The 17451-nt window shown below is 70.7% G+C and carries 14 protein-coding genes; 12 read left to right on the top strand and 2 right to left on the bottom strand.

Annotated features, from left to right (window positions below):
* A partial coding sequence (locus ABZ796_RS22945) for an HNH endonuclease signature motif containing protein (RefSeq protein ID WP_357340053.1) occupies positions 1-240 on the top strand: 240 nt, incomplete at its 5' end.
* A gap of 695 nt (positions 241-935) precedes the next feature.
* Positions 936-1760: a phosphotransferase gene (locus tag ABZ796_RS22950; protein ID WP_357340054.1), complete on the top strand. Its 825-nt coding sequence runs from the start codon at positions 936-938 to the stop codon at positions 1758-1760.
* Between the two features lie 12 nt (positions 1761-1772).
* Here ABZ796_RS22950 and ppk2 read toward each other — a convergent pair whose 3' ends face one another.
* A complete protein-coding gene (ppk2, locus tag ABZ796_RS22955; RefSeq protein ID WP_357340056.1) occupies positions 1773-2663 on the bottom strand; it encodes a polyphosphate kinase 2 in 891 nt (296 codons plus the stop codon).
* 159 nt (positions 2664-2822) lie between these two features.
* On the opposite strand from ppk2, the gene ABZ796_RS22960 reads away from it, so the two are divergent.
* The 6 genes from ABZ796_RS22960 to ABZ796_RS22985 are packed head-to-tail and all read left to right on the top strand — an operon-like array spanning position 2823 to position 9926.
* Positions 2823-4241, top strand: coding sequence for an SLC13 family permease (locus ABZ796_RS22960; RefSeq protein ID WP_357340058.1), 1419 nt, complete (start codon positions 2823-2825; stop codon positions 4239-4241).
* A gap of 36 nt (positions 4242-4277) precedes the next feature.
* The gene (locus tag ABZ796_RS22965; protein ID WP_357340059.1) at positions 4278-5462 is read left to right on the top strand and encodes a glycerate kinase; all 1185 of its coding nucleotides are present in this window, start codon (positions 4278-4280) and stop codon (positions 5460-5462) included.
* A gap of 53 nt (positions 5463-5515) precedes the next feature.
* A complete protein-coding gene (locus tag ABZ796_RS22970) occupies positions 5516-6709 on the top strand; it encodes a cysteine desulfurase family protein (protein ID WP_357340060.1) in 1194 nt (397 codons plus the stop codon).
* A complete protein-coding gene (gene mnmA, locus ABZ796_RS22975) occupies positions 6709-7809 on the top strand; it encodes a tRNA 2-thiouridine(34) synthase MnmA (protein WP_357340061.1) in 1101 nt (366 codons plus the stop codon). Before ABZ796_RS22970 ends, mnmA begins: the two co-directional genes overlap by 1 nt.
* Entirely contained in the window at positions 7806-8804 is a 999-nt protein-coding gene (locus ABZ796_RS22980; RefSeq protein ID WP_357340062.1) for a methionine synthase, read from the top strand. Before mnmA ends, ABZ796_RS22980 begins: the two co-directional genes overlap by 4 nt.
* Positions 8805-8813: 9 nt before the next feature.
* Positions 8814-9926: a hypothetical protein gene (locus ABZ796_RS22985; protein WP_357340063.1), complete on the top strand. Its 1113-nt coding sequence runs from the start codon at positions 8814-8816 to the stop codon at positions 9924-9926.
* 6 nt (positions 9927-9932) lie between these two features.
* Here ABZ796_RS22985 and ABZ796_RS22990 read toward each other — a convergent pair whose 3' ends face one another.
* A complete protein-coding gene (locus ABZ796_RS22990; RefSeq protein WP_357340065.1) occupies positions 9933-11453 on the bottom strand; it encodes a hypothetical protein in 1521 nt (506 codons plus the stop codon).
* A gap of 357 nt (positions 11454-11810) precedes the next feature.
* On the opposite strand from ABZ796_RS22990, the gene ligA reads away from it, so the two are divergent.
* The 4 genes from ligA to gatB all read left to right on the top strand — a co-directional run bounded on the left by ligA (position 11811) and on the right by gatB (position 17421).
* Positions 11811-13931: an NAD-dependent DNA ligase LigA gene (ligA, locus tag ABZ796_RS22995; protein ID WP_357340067.1), complete on the top strand. Its 2121-nt coding sequence runs from the start codon at positions 11811-11813 to the stop codon at positions 13929-13931.
* A 210-nt stretch (positions 13932-14141) separates the two neighbouring features.
* Positions 14142-14441 (top strand): Asp-tRNA(Asn)/Glu-tRNA(Gln) amidotransferase subunit GatC, encoded by a 300-nt coding sequence (gatC, locus tag ABZ796_RS23000; RefSeq protein WP_350834229.1) that lies wholly within the window; start codon positions 14142-14144, stop codon positions 14439-14441.
* Positions 14438-15931: an Asp-tRNA(Asn)/Glu-tRNA(Gln) amidotransferase subunit GatA gene (gene gatA / locus ABZ796_RS23005; protein WP_357340068.1), complete on the top strand. Its 1494-nt coding sequence runs from the start codon at positions 14438-14440 to the stop codon at positions 15929-15931. The genes gatC and gatA overlap by 4 nt, the downstream gene beginning before the upstream one ends.
* The gene (gene gatB, locus ABZ796_RS23010; protein WP_357340070.1) at positions 15928-17421 is read left to right on the top strand and encodes an Asp-tRNA(Asn)/Glu-tRNA(Gln) amidotransferase subunit GatB; all 1494 of its coding nucleotides are present in this window, start codon (positions 15928-15930) and stop codon (positions 17419-17421) included. Before gatA ends, gatB begins: the two co-directional genes overlap by 4 nt.
* Positions 17422-17451: the final 30 nt, after the last annotated feature.

The following is a 17451-nucleotide window of genomic DNA, read 5'->3' on the forward strand; positions in this document are numbered from 1 at the left end:
GTCCAACACCGAGCCCTGCGACTCCGGGACAAGTGCTGCCAAGCCGAAGACTGCGACGCCCCCGCCGCCTGGACCGAAGCCCACCACCTCAAACCCTGGTCCGAAGGTGGTCGCACCAACCTCGCGAACATGGTGTTGCTGTGTCCCAGTGATCATCGCCGCATCCACGATGCCGACTACACCTATGAGCGGCTCCCCGATGGGCGGATCCGGTTCACTCGGGGTGCCCGATCCGGCTGACCGGATAACCAGGCCCGTTCGGACCGGCTGACCCGCGTCGCCGTGTCGGTGTTCCTGCGAGCCCACCGGAGTCGCTCGCTGATCGGTTCCTCGGACACCGTCGTGGCTGTGCCCACTCCCGCCCAGTCGCCGACGTGGCCAGTGATGCGATGGGCTGATCGAGCTTGTGCTGGATCTAGCGGTGCCACTGGGGAACGGCGTATCCCACCAACCGTCGCCCCGGCCCGTCGGCGCGCCCGGGTGGACGCCTGAGACCAGCAAGGCCAGCCTCCGGTTGAGGCAACACCTTCCAACCTGCCGAGGTGGTCCTCGGTGCCCGGGCTGACTGCTGCGCTTGTGAATCGTTCACAAGGTGTCATCGGCTTGTAAAAGCACCGCAAACACCGCAGCCTCCAGGGAGCCTCGGCCCCGGATCCCAAGCCCGTACCCAACCCAAGGAATTTCGCGCCAAACCCCGCCGCCGACCCGATATCCAGCCAAGATTCTCGGCGGAGCCCGGTGTCCAGGATCGCCGAAGGCGGCCGGCGAAGCCGGCGGCCGCAGGCCGTCATCTCGACAAGCTCGATACATCGCCTTGACTCCGGGAACCGTCGAGAACACACTCCAGGACAGGGTCGTCGGCCACCAGCCTCAAGAAGCAACGATCAGCACGTGACACCCGAATGACCAGCACCCCACCTGCTTGACTGCGGCCCATGACCGAGGCCCAAGAGGTGAGGACGCCGATCAGCATGCTCTGGGAGTCGGCCGATCCAGACGCTGCGCTGACCGAGCGATTCGGATTCGCTTCCGCGGACGAGGCGACGGGCTGGTTGAGCGGCGTTCTGACCGAGCACTGGGGGCTGGGAGTTGACGCATTCGAACAGTTGGTGATCAGCGACGCCAACTGTCTGGCGTGGATCACGGTTGGCGAGCGCCGGATGATCGCGAAGTGGTCGATGTGGCCACGAATGTTCCCGCGCCTGGCGGCGATCGCGGAGCTCACGGTGTGGCTGGGGGAGCGGGGGATTCCTGTCTCGGTGCCGCAGGCGGCGCGGGACGCGAGGGTGCAGGTCGAGGTGGACGGGTTCTCGGTCGGGCTTCAGCAGGTGATCGGCGGTGAGCTACTGGACATCTCCGACCCTGTCCAGGTCCGGGCGGCGGGCGAGATGCTGGCGCGGATGCACGCCGCGATGGCCGACTACCCGGGGACGATCCCCACTGACATACCGCCGCCGCCGGCATCCGATACCCAGTTGGTCGGCAACGACTTCAGGTCGGCCAACATCCTCTGGGCGGCGGGGAGGGTCGCGGCGGTCCTGGACCTGGAGGAGGCCACGTACCGTCGCCGGGTGGACGACCTCGCAAAGGCGGCGGTCCTCCTCGGGACGCGCTATCACCACTGGCGTCCGACGCCAGCCGAGGTACGCGAGGCGTTCGTCGCGGCGTACGTGTCGGTTCTGCCGCTGGAGGAGGGCGACACCGGGGCGCTCGGCGCCAGCATCGAGGCGCATCTGAGGCGCATTCCGTGGCCGGGCTGACGCCGCCGGGAGTCAGTCGCCGACGGCTTCGATGCCGCGCTGGACGATGAGGGGGTCGGGGGTGCCGACTACTTCGGGGTCCTTCTCGTCGTAGTCGTGGTTGGCGAGGAAGTAGCGCATCGCGTTGAGGCGGGCGCGCTTCTTGTCGTTGGAGCGGATGGTGGTCCAGGGTGCCCAGTCGGTGTCGGTGCGGCGGAACATCTCCTCCTTGGCGGCGGTGTAGGAGTCCCACTTGTCCAGCGACTGTACGTCGATCGGGGAGAGCTTCCACTGCCGCACCGGGTCGATCTGGCGGATGATGAAGCGGGTCCGCTGCTCCGAGCGTCCCACCGAGAACCAGAACTTCGTGAGGGTGATGCCGGAGTCGACGAGCATCTGCTCGAAGAGCGGTACCTGGTGCATGAACTGCTCGTACTGGTCGTCGGAGGCGAAGCCCATGACGCGCTCGACGCCGGCGCGGTTGTACCAGGACCGGTCGAAGAGGACCATCTCGCCGGCGGTGGGGAGGTGCTGGACGTACCGCTGGAAGAACCACTGCTGCGACTCGCGGTCGGACGGCTTGGACAGCGCGACGGTGCGGGCGTAGCGGGGGTTGAGGTGCTCCATGAACCGCTTGATCGTGCCGCCCTTGCCGGCCGCGTCCCGGCCTTCGAAGATCAGCACGTGCTTGCCGCCGACGCGGTCGTTCCAGCGCTGGAACTTCAGCAGCTCGACCTGGAGGAGGTACTTCTGCTCGTCGTAGACCTCGCGGGCGATCCGCTCGGGGTAGGGATAGTTCTCGCGCCAGGTGTCGACGGCCTTGCCGGCCGGGTCCAGGAGCACGGGATCGTCGTCGTGATCCTCGCCGATCGTGTGACCCTCGGTGATCAGGTTGTCGATGTATTCGCGGAATCCCTGGGACATGGCACGAACCTAGACATCTGAGGTGAACGTCAGGTAGCGCCGGGATCCACCGGATGAGAGTCCTCTCATCTGCTCATCATCACGGTCTCACGACCGCCCGCCATCGTCCTCGGTGTCCTCGGGAACGTCCCGGGCAGAAGCACGTCAGGGGTCGTCCGGATGAGCGCCATCGCACAGGTCGTCGGAGCCGCTGTGGTGGTCGCGGTGGTGGGGACGTACGCCTGGCAGGCGGGCTTCCGCAGCGCCGACCCGCCCAGCGTGCCGGCCCTGCTGACCCTGGTGGTCTTCGGTGCGGCGGTGTGGGCGTGGATGGCGAGCGGGCTCGATGACACGTATGTCTCGCTGGCAGCAGTCCTCGCGCTCGTGCTGGCCGGGGTGCTGCCGGCGGAAGGTCTCTTCGCCGCCCTCGGCAGCGAGCTGGTGTGGCTGATGCTCGGCGCGTTCGTGATGGCCGCCGGCATCGCCGGCACCGGGCTGGCCACCCGGACGGCGGTGGCCCTGGTCGTACGAGCCCGGAACCCCCGCCAGCTGGTGCACCTGCTCACCGTGGGGCTGGTCCTGACGGCGTACGTGGTGCCGTCCACCTCCGCGAGGGCGGCGCTCGCCGTGCCGGTCTTCATCGCCCTCGCCGCCGTCCTGGGGCCCAGGGAGCGGCTGGTCAAGACGCTGGCGCTGCTCTTCCCCACCGTCATCCTGCTCTCGGCGGTCGGTTCGTTGCTCGGCGCCGGTGCCCATCTGCTGACCAGCCAGGTGCTGGCGGCGGCGACCGGCACAGGCATCGGGTACGTCGGCTGGATGCTGCTCGGGCTCCCACTGGCCGTGGTCTCCTCCCATCTGGCCGCCGAGCTGGTGCTGTGGATGTTCACCCGGCCCGAGGACCGGTCGACCGCGGTCCGGATCGCGCCGGAGGACTTCGCCGGCGACGGGCTCACCGGGCCGCTCACGACCCTCCAGATCCGTGCGCTGGTCGTGGTCGCCGCAACCGTCGCGCTGTGGATCAGCGAGCCGCTGCACGGCATCTCACCGGCCGTGGTGGCGCTCCTCGGTGCCCTCGCCGCCACGGCTCCACGGCACGGCCTGATCGCGATCGGACCGGCGCTCCGGGAGGTGCCCTGGAGCCTGCTGGTCTTCCTCGCCACCACGCTGGCGCTCGGCACCGCGCTGGTCGACTCCGGCGCCGCTGCCTGGCTGGCGGGCTTGGTGCTGGAGCCGTTGAGCGCCGCTCCGCCGGTCGTCTTCCTCGCCGTCGTGGTCGTGCTCTCCACGCTGATGCACCTGGTCGTGCAGTCCCGCTCGGCGCGCTCCTCGGTGCTCGTGCCGATCGTGGTGGCGTTCGCCCCGGCGGCCGGACTCGCGCCCGCTGCCGCCGCCTTCGCCTCGACCGCCGCTGCCGGTTTCTGCCACACCCTCCCGGCATCGGCCAAGCCGGTGGCGGTCTTCGCCCGGGTCGACGGCACCGACACCTACGACCGCTGCGACCTGCTCCGCCTCTCCCGTGTGCTGATGCCACTGCATGCCGTGCTGGTGCTCGCCTTCGCCATGTGGGTCTGGCCGCACCTCGGGCTCCCGCTCACCTGACCCCAACCCGTTCGCCCGACCCCCGAGGAGTACGTCATGACCATCCCCGTCCCGCAACGCATCCTGATCGCACCGAGCGGCTTCAAGGAGAGTCTCTCGGCCGACGAGGTCGCCCAGGCGATCGGAGCAGGCGTACGTCGCGCCCTCCCCGGCGCCCGGATCGACCTGGCTCCGCTGGTCGACGGCGGTGAGGGCTCCGCGGCGGCCCTCGTGGCGGCCACCGGCGGCCGTCTCGTGCCGGTCGCCGCCACCGGCCCGATCGGTGACCCTGTGCCCAGCCACGTCGGTCTCCTCGGCGGCGACGGCCGCCGCACCGCGGTGGTCGAGATGGCCGCCGTCGCCGGGCTCTCACTGGTGCCGTACGGCCATCGCGACCCGGCCGTGACGACGACGTACGGCGTGGGCGAGCTGATCCTGGCCGCGCTGGACGAGGGTGCCGAGCGGATCCTGGTCGGCTGTGGCGACTCGGGCACCTGCGACGGCGGTGCCGGTGCCCTCCAGGCGCTGGGCGCTCGGATCCTCGATGCCGCCGGGCTGGAGGTGGGGCGAGGAGGAGCAGCGCTCGAGCGGGCGGCGGTCCTCGACCTCGACGGTCTCGATCCGCGGCTGGCCGGGATCGAGATCCTGGTCGCCTGCAATCCGCACAACGTCCTGACCGGCGCCGAGGGCGTGGCCCGGGTGTTCGGGCCGCAGAAGGGCGCGACGCCGGCGCAGGTCGAGCGGCTCGACCGGGCGCTGGGCATCTGGGCCGGCGTGCTCGAGCGTGCTGGTCACCGAGGTCGCCCCGAGGACCTGCGTACCGGGGCCGGGACCGGTGCTTCCGGCGGGCTCGGCGCCGGGCTGGCCGGAGGTCTCGGCGCCACGCTGCTGCCGCGGTTCGAGGTGATGTTCGACCACGTCGACCTCGACGAGCTGATCGCCGAGGCGGACCTGGTGATCACCGCCGAGGGCGCGATCGACTTCCAGACCCCGCGCGGCAAGATCCCGGCCGAGGTCGCCCGTCGGGCCAAGCTGCGGGGCAAGCCGGTGCTCGCACTGGCCGGCAGCGTGGGCAAGGGCGCCGACGAGGTTCACGAGGTCGGGATCGGCTCGTACACCTCGATCCTCAACGTCCCGATGCCGCTGTCGGCCGCGGTGGCGCAGGGCTACGAGCTCGTGGAGGGCGCCGCCGAGCAGCTCATCCGGACGGTGCTGATCGGATGCGCGATCGCCGCCGCCTGAGCAGTGGCCGCGGTTCGTGGGGTGGGCCGGGTGCGCCGTACCCTTGGTAGACGATGAATCCCCGGACCGTCTATCTGGACCACGCCGCCACCACACCCATGGCCTCGGCGGCGATCGAGGCGATGACCGCGGAGCTGGCGCTGGTCGGCAACGCGAGCTCGCTGCACGCATCGGGTCGCCGTGCCCGCCGAGTGCTGGAGGAGTCCCGCGAACGGATCGCGGGGGCGCTCGGGTCCCGGCCTGGTGAGGTCGTCTTCACCTCCGGTGGCACCGAGGCCGACAACCTCGCGCTCAAGGGTGCCTTCTGGGCCCGCCGCGGCCAGGACCCGGCGCGCACCCGGATCCTGGCCTCCACCGTCGAGCACCACGCCGTGCTCGACCCGCTGCACTGGCTGGAGTCGACCGAGGGCGCCCAGGTCGAGCTGATCCCGTGCGACGCGACCGGTCGCATCGACCTCGCCGCGATGAAGGAGGCCATCGAGCGCGACCCCGCCTCGGTCGCGCTGATCTCGGTGATGTGGGCCAACAACGAGGTCGGCACGCTGCAGCCGGTCCCCGAGATCGCCGAGATCGCCGCCGAGCACGGGATCCCGGTCCACACCGACGCCGTCCAGGCGGTCGGCGCGGTGCCGGTCGATTTCGCGACCAGCGGTGTCGACGCGCTCTCCCTGACCGGCCACAAGCTCGGCGGCCCGGTGGGCGCCGGGGCGCTCGTCGTGCGCCGCGAGCTCGAGCTGACCGCGCTCGTCCACGGCGGCGGCCAGGAGCGGGACGTACGCAGCGGCACCCACGCGACCGCCGCCATCGCCGGCTTCGCGGCGGCCGTCGAGCTCGCGGTCAAGGAGCAGGAGGCGTACGCGATCAAGGTCGGCGCCCTGCGCGACCGGCTGGTCGAGCGGGTGCTGGCCGCCGTGCCGGACTCTCACCTCAACGGACCTGCTCTCGAGCCGTTGGGCCGCCACCGGCTTCCCAACAACGCCCAGATCGCCTTCCCCGGGTGCGAGGGCGACTCGCTGCTGATGCTGCTCGACGCCGCCGGGGTCGAGTGCTCGACCGGTGCGGCCTGCTCGGCCGGCGTACCTCAGGCCTCTCACGTGCTCCTGGCCATGGGACAGACCGACGAGCAGGCGCGCTCCTCGCTGCGCTTCTCGCTCGGGCACACCACGACCGCCGAGGACGTGGACCGGCTCGTCGCGGCGATCGGTCCGGCCGTCGAGCGCGGCCGCGCGGCAGGGTTGCAGCGCTGATGAGAGTCGTCGCTGCCATGTCCGGGGGAGTGGACTCCGCCGTCGCCGCCGCTCGCGCGAAGGAGGCGGGCCACGACGTCACCGGCGTCCACCTCGCCCTCTCACGCAACCCGGCCTCCTACCGCACCGGCGCCCGCGGCTGCTGCACCATCGAGGACTCCAACGACGCCCGCCGCGCTGCCGACGTGATCGGGATCCCGTTCTACGTCTGGGATCTCTCCGACCGCTTCCACGAGGACGTGGTCGAGGACTTCATGTCGGAGTACGCCGAGGGGCGCACCCCCAACCCCTGCCTGCGCTGCAACGAGAAGATCAAGTTCGCCGCCGTGCTGGACCGAGCCCTCGCGCTCGGCTTCGACGCCGTCGCGACCGGCCACTACGCGACGCTCCGTGAGGACGCCGACGGGCTGGTCGAGCTGCACCGTGCCGTCGATGGCGGCAAGGACCAGTCCTACGTGCTCGGGGTGCTCGACCAGGACCAGCTGCGCCACTCGCTGTTCCCGCTCGGCGACACCCCCAAGCCGCTGGTGCGCGAGGAGGCCGCCCGCCGCGGCCTGCTCGTCGCCGACAAGCCCGACTCCCACGACATCTGCTTCGTCGCCGACGGCGACAACGCCGGTTGGCTGCGCGAGAAGCTGGGTGACCGGGCCCCCAACGAGTCCGGACCGATCGTCGACGAGACCGGTGAGGTCCTGGGCGAGCACCAGGGGACGTACGCCTACACGATCGGGCAGCGCAAGGGTCTCCGTCTCGGCAAGCCCGCGCCCGACGGGAAGCCTCGGTTCGTGCTCGACATCGAGCCCGTCTCCGGCACCGTCACGGTCGGGCCCCGCGAGCACCTGGCCGTCGAGGGGCTCTCCGGGATCCGGCCGCGCTGGGCCGGACGTGCGCCCGAGGGCGTCCTCGAGGGCACCGTCCAGCTGCGCGCGCACGGCGAGGAGCACCGGGCTCGGGTGACCGTGACGCCCGAGGGATCCGAGATCGAGCTGCTCGACCCGGCCTACGGGATCGCGCCGGGCCAGGCCGCGGTCATCTACGACGGCACCCGTGTCGTCGGCTCGGTCACCATCGCCGCGACCCGCCGGGTGGCTCTCGCGTGAGGGCCACCGGGGTCGGGTCGCTTCCTGGTGAGGACTACGCCGAGGCCTGCCGCATCGTGCTCGGCGAGCTCACCGATTTGCCGCACCTACCCGAGCTGCCCGCGCGTGGCGCGATCGCGAACATGACCGGCCGCGCGCTTGCGATCCTCGACGGTCTCGACGCCGACCTGCAGCCCGCGGGCTGGCGGCTGACCGGCACCTCCGGCTCCGCCGGGGTCGACCACCGGCGTGCCCGCAGCCTGCTCGCCCATGACCTCGACACCGTCGAGGAGCTGGTCCAGGACTCTGCGCTCACCTCCGGCGGCGGTGCCTTCAAGATCCAGGTGGCCGGGCCCTGGACCCTCGCCGCCACCGTCGAGCGGCCGCGCGGCGACAAGCTGCTCGCCGACCACGGCGCCCGCCGGGATCTGGCGCAGGCGCTGGCCGAGGGCGTACGCACCCACATCCGTGACGTACGTCGCCGCCTCCCCGGCGCGGACACCCTGGTCGTCCAGGTCGACGAGCCCGCGCTGAGCGCCGTGCTCAACGCCCAGGTGCCGACCGCCTCGGGGTTCGGCAAGCACCGCAGCATCGACCTCCTCGAGGCCTCCCAGTCGCTGGAGTGGGTGCTCGGCGGGATCGCCGAGGAGGGCGCGACCCCGTGGGTGCACTCATGTGCGCCCGGGACGCCGCTGGGCCTGCTGCGCAAGGCCGGGGCGAAGGGGATCAGCGTCGACCTGACCCAGCTGACCGCCGCCGATCAGGACGAGCTGGCTACCGCCCTGGAGGCCGGCGACATGGTAGCGCTCGGCGTGGTCCCGTCCGTCGCACCGGCGGGCGCCACGCCCACCGACAAGACGGTCACCGAGACCGTGGAGCGCTGGCTCGACATGCTCGGGCTGGATGCTGCGTACGACATCGTGCTGACGCCCGCGTGCGGCCTGGCCGGGGCCGACTGGCGATGGGCGCGCACCGTGCTGCGAATCCTCACCGAAAGCGCCCGGCACCTGGCGTAGATTCCCCTCATGGAACATCGGGGGATGGCACTGCTGGCGGCGACTCTGCTGCTCGCCGGGACGCTGGCCGGCTGCGGCAGCAGCGCGAGCGAGGCGGACGACGGGACCGGCGAGGAGCCCACGGTCGCACCGTCGGTGAGCATCGACCCGGCAGACCTGAAGCCGGGGAACCGGCCCGCGACCCCGGAGGCGCTGGCGGCGATCACGCTCCAGCACGTACGTGTCGTGCCGGAGGCGTTCGAGGGCGGCGACCTCTACTTCGAGCAGGACGAGGTCGGCACCGTGCTCCGGTGGGGAGCCGACCACTCACTCGAGGTCAAGGCCGGAGCGGTCGACGACGACCTGCTCTCGACCTGGTGCCAGGACGGGATGTCGGGCTGTGTCGAGGTGAAGTCCGAGACCGGCACCGCCACCGTCGCCTGGGATCTGGCCACCGACGACGGCACTCCTGGCCAGCTGATGGTCTCCCACAAGGCCGGGGGAGAGGAGCGCCGGGCCGCCTATGTCGGCGAGAAGATCACCGAGGACCCGCGCAAGCTCGATCTCCAGGTGAGCGTGGACGACCTCGTCGCCCTGGTCACCGATCCGCGCCTCGGCACCAAGACGACCACGAAGATGACGAAGGCGCAGGTCAGCGGCTTCCCTACGGAGGGTGCCAACGGCGCCGGCGAGGTCGCGCTGACCGCCGGCGCGATCGCGGCCGGGCTGCTCGAGACCAAGGCGTACGCCGACATCGACTCCTTCGAGATGGCCGACGTCTCGGGCTACGGCAAGGGCGCCTTCGGCGTCGTCGGCACGACCCCCGGCGGCGGCACCGTCACCGCTGTCCACGCCCCGAACCTGCCCGCCGGGAAGCAGAAGTGCCCCACGACGCTCACCTGCTCCAAGGGCGACACCGACGGCTACGACGGCTGGACCGAGGGGTCCGCCGAGACCGTTCGCTGCCACGAGGCGGAGGGAGAACTCCCCGCCTTCTGTGCGGTCGTACGCCAGCAGGCGCCCGCGCCGTTCCCCGGCGACGACCTCGACCCGGTCCTGTCCGGGCTCGAGGTGGCGCTGGAGACGCTGTGGCCGACGGTCGCGGCCGAGACCGCCCGACGAGGTGAGTCGCTGGTCGGCTGAGCGCGCTCAGCGTCCGGCGATCCGCTGTCCCTCGTAGCCGTGGCCCCGCTGGCTCGGCGGTGCGAACGACTCGGGCGGACGCGGTTGGCGGTGGGTGGGCTGCGGGGGAGCGGCGTGCTGCGGTTCCAGGTGCTGGGGACCCGGCTGACGGTGGCTCGGCTGACGCGGCCCGGACTGGTGCGGAACGGGCTGGTGCGGACCGGGCTGACGGGGACCGGGCTGACGCGGACCCGGCTGACGTGGACCCGGCTGACGTGGACCCGGCTGACGCCGGAGCGGGTCCTGGTCCGCAGGCAGCCGGCGGGGGAGCGGCGGCTCGGGCCTGGACTGGGGCTGCTGACGAGGGTGGGCCGGGTAGGGCCCCGATGCCTGTCGCGGGTCCGCGGGATACCGCGGCGCCTGGGCGTAGCCGGGCTCGTCCCACTCCTGGTCGTGCTTGCGGCGTCCGGAGAGCAGGGCGACGGCACCTGCCACCAGGGCGAGGATGATCATCGAGGCGATGATGATCCAGGTGAGCGGGCCGACGCCGCCCTCGTCGGCCGACGCCGTCCGCTTGACGGCCGCTGTCGGCGGGGTGCAGCCGCTCTGGACACACTCGCCGTCGCTCGGGGTGCCGGTGACGACGAAGGAGATCCCGCGGTTCACCGAGCCCTGGAAGGTGAGGGTGTGCTTGCCGAGGCCGATGTCCTTGGGAAGCCGGCCGGACCACTTCGCGACGCCGTGCCCGTTGGCCTTGACGCTGGTCGAGAGGACCAGCGGGGTCGAGTAGACGACGACCCTGATGCCCTTCTCGTGAGGCTTGAAGCCGGAGGCCTGGGCGTGGATCACGTCCTCGGCGTCCACCGAGGCGTCGTCGATCCCGGTCAGGCTCAGCCCCTTGGCCGTCGGCGGCTCCTCGGGTGCGGTCCAGGGCTTCTTGGACGCCTTCTCCTTCGGCTTCTCGCCGGAGCCGGACCCGGCACCGGCCTCGGCTCCGGAGTCTCCTCCTGCGGGCCGGCCCGAGGACGTACCGCCGCCGGAGCCCGTGCCCGAGCCTGAGCCTGAGCCGGTGCCGTCCGAGGACCCGGTGTCGTCCGAGGGCTCCGCCGGGGTCGGTGAGCTGCTGGGCTGGGCGAGCTCGTCGAAGTCGAAGGGGACGCCCACCGCCCGCGAATCGGCAGAGTCGTAGAGGTCGCGCCCACCGCCACGCATCGTCATGATCTGGTAGTCGGTGCCGGCGTCGAGTTCGGCGACCTGTGCGGCGTCGAGAGTGAACGCGTAGGTCCAGTCGTCGGGGTCGCCGGGGTTGATCACGACCGACTTGACGAAGGTGCTCCTGGTGCCTGATCCGCGGTAGCCGACCGGGTTGAGCGCGATCTCGATGCCCGGATCCTTGCCGCTGTAGTCGGTGCCGTGGACGCTGAGGACCACGCCGTCCTTGGACTGCTCGACGATCGAGACCTCGACCTCGGCGTCGGAGAAGATGCTGCCCAGCCCGAGCGCGTGGGTCGCGCCGACCGGGGCGAGCAGGAGGGGGAGCGCCGCCAACAGCGTCACCACGAGCCGAGAAACCACTGCAGACCTCACAAGGCGGTCATCTGGGGATTGGTGTCGGCCCCGCCTTGCCCGACGCGGGAGGAAGGTAGCCCGATTTACCCTCTTCTGGTGACCCCCGTCACCCAGGTGTTGATCGGTTGCGTCGATATTGAGGGAGTCGAGTGTCGTTTGAGTCGAGGAAACGCCGAAAACGCCCGGGCGGGTATGCCGTTCAAATGTCGACCCGCTTCGCGGGTTCGCGAGCTCACCCGGCTGCGCTCGCTCGATCTCCTCCCGTTGCGTCGCAGCTCGTTCCTCGCCGCGCCACAGGGTCGGACATTGTCGGCGGGAGCAGGCAAGATGGTGCCCGTGAACGATGACCTGACCGCCGACGCGGGCCCTGAGCAGAAGACCGAGCACCAGGAGCTGGCCGAGCAGATCGAGGACGCTCGCTACCGCTACTACGTTCTGGACGACCCGACGCTCTCCGATGCCGACTTCGACCAGAAGTGGCGCCGGATCAACGAGCTCGAGGAGCAGTTCCCCGAGCTGCGCACTCCCGACTCGCCGACCCAGAAGGTCGGTGGCACGTTCTCGACGGAGTTCACCGCGGTCGACCACCTCCAGCGGATGGAGTCGCTCGACAACGTCTTCTCGTTCGAGGAGCTGGCCGGCTGGCACGCCCGGATCGCCAAGGACGGCGCCGGCCAGGCCGAGCTGCTGTGCGAGCTGAAGGTCGACGGCCTGGCGATCAACCTGCTCTACGAGAAGGGCCGCCTGGTCCGGGCGCTGACCCGTGGCGATGGCCGCACGGGTGAGGACGTCACCCCGAACGTACGCACCATCAAGTCCATCCCGCACCGGCTCACCGGCACCGACGAGTTCCCGGTCCCCGATCTGGTCGAGGTGCGTGGCGAGGTCTTCTTGTCCATCGAGGCCTTCGACAAGCTCAACGCCTCCCTCGTCGACGCGGGCAAGCCGATGTTCGCCAACCCGCGCAACTCCGCTGCCGGCTCGCTGCGCCAGAAGGACCCGCGGGTGACCGCGACCCGTGAGCTCGGCATGGTCTGCCACGGCATCGGCGCCCGGGAGGGCTTCCAGCCGGTCGCCCAGTCGCATGCGTACGACGCCCTGAAGGCGTGGGGCCTGCCCACCTCCAAGCGGGTCAAGGTGCTCAAGAGCCTCGCCGAGGTCGAGGAGTTCATCAGCTACTTCGGCGAGCACCGCCACGACGTCACCGAGCACGAGATCGACGGCGTGGTGATCAAGGTCGACGACATCTCGCTGCAGCGCCGCCTCGGCTCGACCAGCCGCGCGCCGCGATGGGCGATCGCCTACAAGTACCCGCCGGAGGAGGTCAACGCCAAGCTGCTCGCGATCGACGTCGGCGTGGGCCGCACCGGCCGGGTCACGCCCTTCGGCGTCATGGAGCCGACCAAGGTCGCCGGCTCGACCGTCGAGCGGGCGACGCTGCACAACGCCCACGAGGTGAAGCGGAAGGACGTACGTCCCGGCGACACCGTCATTCTCCGCAAGGCCGGCGACGTCATCCCGGAGATCCTCGGCCCGGTGCTGCCGCTGCGACCCGAGGGGCTGCCGGAGTGGGTCATGCCCACCGAGTGCCCCGCGTGCGGCACCACGCTCGCCGAGCAGAAGGAGGGCGACAAGGATCTGCGCTGTCCCAACCACCGCGGCTGTCCGGCGCAGGTGCGGGAGCGGGTCTTCTTCGCCTCCGGGCGAGGTGCCTTCGACATCGAGGGGATGGGCTACGAGGCGGCGGACGCGCTGCTGGCCGCCGAGGTGATCACCAACGAGGGCGACATCTTCTCGCTCGACGAGGCCAAGCTCGCCACCACGGCCTTCTTCACCCGGGCCGCGAAGAAGGCCGAGAAGGAGGCCGGGGCCGGCGACCGTGTCCTCAACGCCAACGCCCTCGGCCTGCTGCGCAACCTGGAGGAGCGCAAACAGGTCCCGCTGTGGCGGGTGCTGGTCGCGCTCTCCATCCGCCACGTCGGCCCGTCCGCGGCCCGGGCGCTGGCCACCGAGTTCGGCTCCCTCGACGCCATCTGGGCCGCGTCCCAGGAGGAGCTCGCTGGCACCGAGGGCGTCGGCGGGATCATCGCCGAGGCCATCGTCGAGTGGCGCCAGGTCGACTGGCACCAGGAGATCGTCGACAAGTGGCGCGCGGCCGGGGTCTCCCTCGCCGACGAGCGTGACGAGTCGGTCGCCCGCACGCTCGAGGGCCTGACCATCGTGGTCACCGGGTCGCTGGAGGACTTCTCCCGTGACGGTGCCAAGGAGGCGATCATCAGCCGTGGCGGCAAGGCTGCGGGCTCGGTCTCCAAGAAGACCGACTACGTCGTGGTCGGGGAGAGCGCCGGTTCCAAGGCCGCCAAGGCCGAGGAGCTCGGCCTCACGATCCTCGACGAGGCGGGTTTCAAGCGCCTGCTGGAGGCAGGCCCCGAGAAGTCAGAATCTGACGCCGAGTAGTCGATTTCTGGCGCCGAGAGGTCGAAAATCGAGCACGAGGCGTCAACCTACTGCGGTACGGACCGCCAGGTTACGAGAAGCCGACCTCTCGACGTCTACACCTGACCTGTCGGCGTCAGTTTTCGACCTCTCGCGCTCAGTAACTGACTTCTCGGGGGAGTGGGGTGCTCCGAGGTGAGAAGTGCGGGGCCCGCCGCCTAGGATGTGCGCATGCCAGAAATCACCCGCGACGAGGTCGCGCACCTGGCCGACCTCGCCCGCATCGACCTCAGCGACGCCGAGCTCGATCACCTTGCCCCGCAGCTGCAGGTGATCCTCGAGTCCGTCGCCTCGATCCAGGGGCTTGCCGGCGACGACGTGCCTGCCACCTCCCACCCGCTTCCGATGACCAACGTGTTCCGCGAGGACGTCGTCGTGCCCGGACTGACGCCGGAGCAGGCGCTCTCCGGTGCGCCCGCCGTCGAGGACCAGCGATTCTCGGTGCCGCGGATCCTGGGGGACGAGCAGTGACTCTCATCGAGAAGACCGCCGCGGAGCTGATCGACGCGCTCGCCGCGGGCGAGACCACCTCGGTCGAGCTGACCCAGGCCCACCTCGACCGCATCGCCGCGGTCGACGGCGACGTCCACGCATTCCTGCACATCGACGCCGAGGGCGCGCTGTCCCAGGCCGCCGCGTCCGACGCGCGCCGCGCCAACGGTGACGCGCTGCATGCTCTCGATGGCGTACCGATCGCGGTCAAGGACGTGCTGACCACCACCGGCCTGCCGACGACCTGCGGCTCGAAGATCCTCGAGGGCTGGGTGCCGCCGTACGACGCGACGGTCGTCAAGAAGATCAAGGCCGCCGGTCTGCCGATCCTGGGCAAGACCAACATGGACGAGTTCGCGATGGGCTCCTCGACCGAGCACTCGGCGTACGGCCCGACGAAGAACCCGTGGAAGCTCGACCGGATCCCCGGCGGCTCCGGTGGTGGCTCGGCCGCGGCGGTCGCCGCCTTCGAGGCGCCGCTGGCGCTCGGCACCGACACCGGTGGCTCGATCCGGCAGCCGGGTGCGGTCACCGGCACCGTCGGCGTGAAGCCGACCTACGGGTCGGTCTCCCGCTACGGCCTGGTCGCGCTGGCCAACTCGCTGGACCAGGTCGGTCCGGTGACCCGCACCGTCCTCGACAGCGCTCTGCTGCACGAGCTCATCGGCGGTCACGACCCCCTCGACTCGACCTCCACCACGACCCCGGTGACCGGGCTCGTCGACGCCGCGCGCGCGGGCGCCACCGGCGACCTGAAGGGCGTCAAGGTCGGCGTCATCAAGGAGCTCGCGGGCGAGGGCTGGGCGCCCGACGTGATGCGCAAGTTCAACGAGTCGGTCGACATCCTCACCAAGCTCGGTGCCGACGTCGTCGAGGTCTCCACGCCGAGCTTCGAGCACGCGATGGCGGCCTACTACCTGATCCTGCCGGCGGAGTGCTCCTCCAACCTGGCCAAGTTCGACGCGATGCGCTACGGCCTGCGGGTCACCCCCGACGGCGACCCGTCCGCCGAGGACGTGATGAAGGCGTCTCGCGACGCCGGCTTCGGCGACGAGGTCAAGCGCCGCATCATCCTCGGCACCTACGCGCTCAGCAGCGGCTACTACGACGCCTACTACGGCCAGGCGCAGAAGATCCGAACCCTGATCATCGAGGACTTCAAGAAGGCCTTCGAGCAGGTCGACGTGCTGGTCTCGCCGACCTCGCCGTCGACGGCGTTCCCGCTGGGCGCGAAGCTCGACGACCCGCTGGCGATGTACATGCAGGACCTGGCCACCATCCCGGCCAACCTGGCCGGCACACCCGGCATCTCCATCCCCGCCGGTGTCTCCGACGTGGACGGGCTGCCCGTCGGCGTACAGCTCCTGGCTCCGGTCCTGGAGGACGCCCGTCTCTACCGCGTCGGTGCCGCGCTCGAGGGCGCCATCGGTCCGGTGCTCTCGATCGACAAGCTGGAGGTGGCCCGATGACAGAGACTCTCGTCCCGTTCGACGAGGTGCTGGAGCGCTACGACCCGGCCTTCGGGCTCGAGGTGCACGTCGAGCTCAACACCAACACCAAGATGTTCTGCGGCTGCCCGGCGACCTTCGGCGGTGAGCCCAACTCCCAGGTCTGCCCGACCTGCCTCGGCCTGCCCGGCTCGATGCCGGTCGTGAACGCCAAGGCCGTGGAGTCGGCGATCCGGATCGGCCTCGCGCTCAACGGGTCGATCGCGGAGTGGTGCCGGTTCGCCCGGAAGAACTACTTCTACCCGGACATGCCGAAGAACTTCCAGACCTCGCAGTACGACGAGCCGATCGTCTACGACGGCTACCTCGACGTCGAGGTCGAGGGGGAGACCTTCCGGGTCGACATCGAGCGCGCCCACATGGAGGAGGACACCGGAAAGACCACCCACATCGGTGGCGCGACCGGCCGCATCCACGGCGCCGACTACTCGCTGGTCGACTACAACCGTGCGGGCATCCCCCTGATCGAGATCGTCACCCGCCCGATCCTCGGCACCGGCGCCAAGGCGCCGCTGGTGGCGAAGGCCTACGTCGCCGCGCTGCGCGAGATCCTGCTGGGTCTGGGTGTCTCCGACGTACGCATGGACCAGGGCTCGATGCGCTGCGACGTCAACCTGTCGCTGTCCCCGAAGGGGTCGGACAAGCTCGGCACCCGCACGGAGACGAAGAACGTCAACTCGCTGCGCTCGGTCGAGCGGGCGATGCGCTTCGAGATGTCGCGCCATGCCGGGATCCTCGACGCGGGGGAGGCGATCTTCCAGGAGACCCGCCACTTCCACGAGGACACCGGCACCACCTCGGCCGGCCGTCCGAAGTCGGACGCCGACGACTACCGCTACTTCCCCGAGCCGGATCTCGTCCCGGTCGCGCCGTCGCGCGAGTGGGTCGAGGAGCTGCGGGCGAGCCTGCCGGAGCGCACCGCTGACAAGCGGGCCCGCCTGCAGGTCGAGTGGGGCTACTCCGACCTGGAGATGCGCGACGTCTGGGCCGCCGGCGCCTTGTCGCTGATTGAGGCGACTGTCGCCGAAGGAGCCTCCGCACAGGCCGCCCGTAAGTGGTGGATGGCCGAGCTGTCCCGCAGTGCCAACGACCGTGGCGTCGAGCTCGCCGAGGTCGGTGTCACCCCCGTCCAGGTCGCCGAGGTGCAGAAGCTGGTCGACGGCGGTTCGCTGACCGACAAGCTCGCCCGCCAGGTCTTCGAGGGGCTCCTGGCTGGTGAAGGCTCGGTCGCCGAGATCGTCGACGCCCGCGGCCTCGCCGTGGTCTCCGACGACGGTGCCCTCGGCGCCGCCGTCGACGACGCCATCGCCGCCCAGCCCGCGGTCGCGGAGAAGATCCGCGGCGGCAACCAGGCCGCGGCCGGTGCGCTCATCGGTGCGGTCATGAAGGCGACCGGCGGCAAGGCCGACGCCAAGCGTGTCCGCGAGCTGATCCTGGAGAAGCTCGCCTGACGTAGCGACTGTGTTGGTCTCGACACGCTC

Origin of the sequence: Nocardioides sp. NPDC047086 (assembly GCF_040643685.1) — a bacterium.
Classification (GTDB): Bacteria; Actinomycetota; Actinomycetes; order Propionibacteriales; family Nocardioidaceae; genus Nocardioides.